Below are 2,401 nucleotides of genomic sequence, written 5' to 3'. Positions count from 1 at the left end.
GGACCTATCTACCTGATCATCTCTCAGGGATCTTACTTTCTTTCAAAATGGGAAATCTCATCTAGAGGGGGACTTCACGCTTAGATGCTTTCAGCGTTTATTCCTGCCCTACGTAGCTACCCAGCGATGCCGTTGGCACGACAACTGGTCCACCAGCGGTAGGTCCATCCCGGTCCTCTCGTACTAAGGACAGCGCCTCGCAAATTTCCTACGCCCGCGACGGATAGGGACCGAACTGTCTCACGACGTTCTGAACCCAGCTCGCGTGCCGCTTTAATGGGCGAACAGCCCAACCCTTGGGACCGACTACAGCCCCAGGATGCGACGAGCCGACATCGAGGTGCCAAACCTCCCCGTCGATGTGAACTCTTGGGGGAGATAAGCCTGTTATCCCCAGGGTAGCTTTTATCCGTTGAGCGATGGCCCTTCCATGCGGAACCACCGGATCACTAAGCCCGACTTTCGTCCCTGCTCGACTTGTCTGTCTCGCAGTCAAGCTCCCTTCTGCCTTTACACTCGTTGAATGATTTCCAACCATTCTGAGGGAACCTTGGGGCGCCTCCGTTACCTTTTAGGAGGCGACCGCCCCAGTCAAACTGCCCATCTGACACTGTCTCCCGCCACGATCAGTGGCGCGGGTTAGAGGGGCCATAACGCAAGGGTAGTATCCCACTTTTGCCTCCTTCGAGACTGGCGTCCCGATCTCTACGGCTCCTACCTATCCTGTACATGCGGTACGGACACTCAATATCAAATTACAGTAAAGCTCCATGGGGTCTTTCCGTCCTGTCGCGGGTAACCTGCATCTTCACAGGTACTAAAATTTCACCGAGTCTCTCGTTGAGACAGTGCCCAAATCGTTACGCCTTTCGTGCGGGTCGGAACTTACCCGACAAGGAATTTCGCTACCTTAGGACCGTTATAGTTACGGCCGCCGTTTACTGGGGCTTCAATTCGTACCTTCGCTTGCGCTAAGCACTCCTCTTAACCTTCCAGCACCGGGCAGGCGTCAGCCCCTATACGTCATCTTACGATTTTGCAGAGACCTGTGTTTTTGATAAACAGTCGCTTGGGCCTATTCACTGCGGCTGCTCGTTCGAGCAGCACCCCTTCTCCCGAAGTTACGGGGTCATTTTGCCGAGTTCCTTAACGAGAGTTCGCTCGCTCACCTGAGGATACTCTCCTCGACTACCTGTGTCGGTTTGCGGTACGGGCTGTGTGTCTTCTTGCTAGAAGTTTTTCTTGGCAGTGTGACGCCAGAACTTCGGTACTTTGATTTCCCTCCCCATCACAGCTCATCGTGAACAAGAAAAAGCCTTTCACTCTTTCTCCGACTCGCTGCTTGGACAGACCTTTCCATTCGTCTGCTTTCCTTAGCCTCCTGCGTCCCTCCTTCGCTCAAATGAAGCGCACAGGTACAGGAATATCAACCTGTTATCCATCGCCTACGCCTATCGGCCTCAGCTTAGGACCCGACTAACCCTGGGCGGACGAGCCTTCCCCAGGAAACCTTAGTCTTACGGTGGACAGGATTCTCACCTGTCTTTCGCTACTCATACCGGCATTCTCACTTCTAAGCGCTCCAGCCGTCTTCTCAGTCGACCTTCACCGCCCTTAGAACGCTCTCCTACCAATGCACCCAATGGTGCATTCCACAGCTTCGGCAGTATGTTTAGCCCCGGTACATTTTCGGCGCAGGGTCACTCGACTAGTGAGCTATTACGCACTCTTTCAATGATGGCTGCTTCTAAGCCAACATCCTAGTTGTCTAAGCAACCCCACCTCCTTTTCCACTTAACATACATTTAGGGGCCTTAGCTGGTGGTCTGGGCTGTTTCCCTTTCGACGATGGATCTTATCACTCACCGTCTGACTGCCAAGGCTGAATCAATGGCATTCGGAGTTTATCTGGATTCGGTAACCCAAGACGGGCCCCTCGTCCAAACAGTGCTCTACCTCCATCATTCGTTCCTTGACGCTAGCCCTAAAGCTATTTCGGAGAGAACCAGCTATCTCCAAGTTCGTTTGGAATTTCTCCGCTACCCACACCTCATCCCCGCACTTTTCAACGTACGTGGGTTCGGTCCTCCAGTGCGTTTTACCGCACCTTCAACCTGGACATGGGTAGATCACCTGGTTTCGGGTCTGCGCCGTCTGACTCTAAAACGCCCATTTCAGACTCGCTTTCGCTGCGGCTCCGTCCGTTCGACTTAACCTCGCCAGCCAGCGCAACTCGCCGGTTCATTCTACAAAAGGCACGCTATCACCCATTAACGGGCTCTAACTTCTTGTAAGCGCACGGTTTCAGGATCTCTTTCACTCCCCTTCCGGGGTGCTTTTCACCTTTCCCTCACGGTACTGGTTCACTATCGGTCACTAGGGAGTATTTAGCCTTGGGAGA

Annotated in this window: 1 rRNA gene; it reads right to left on the bottom strand. The window is 53.4% G+C overall.

Annotated elements, in window-relative coordinates:
- A 23S ribosomal RNA gene (locus TS1_RS12110) occupies positions 1-2,401 on the bottom strand; the annotation flags it as partial.

The organism is Tetragenococcus solitarius NBRC 100494, from assembly GCF_001544195.1.
In the GTDB taxonomy this organism is placed as follows: Bacteria; Bacillota; Bacilli; order Lactobacillales; family Enterococcaceae; genus Tetragenococcus; species Tetragenococcus solitarius.
The sequence above is the reverse complement of the archived record's forward strand: the minus strand, read 5'-3'. Positions and strand labels throughout refer to the sequence as shown.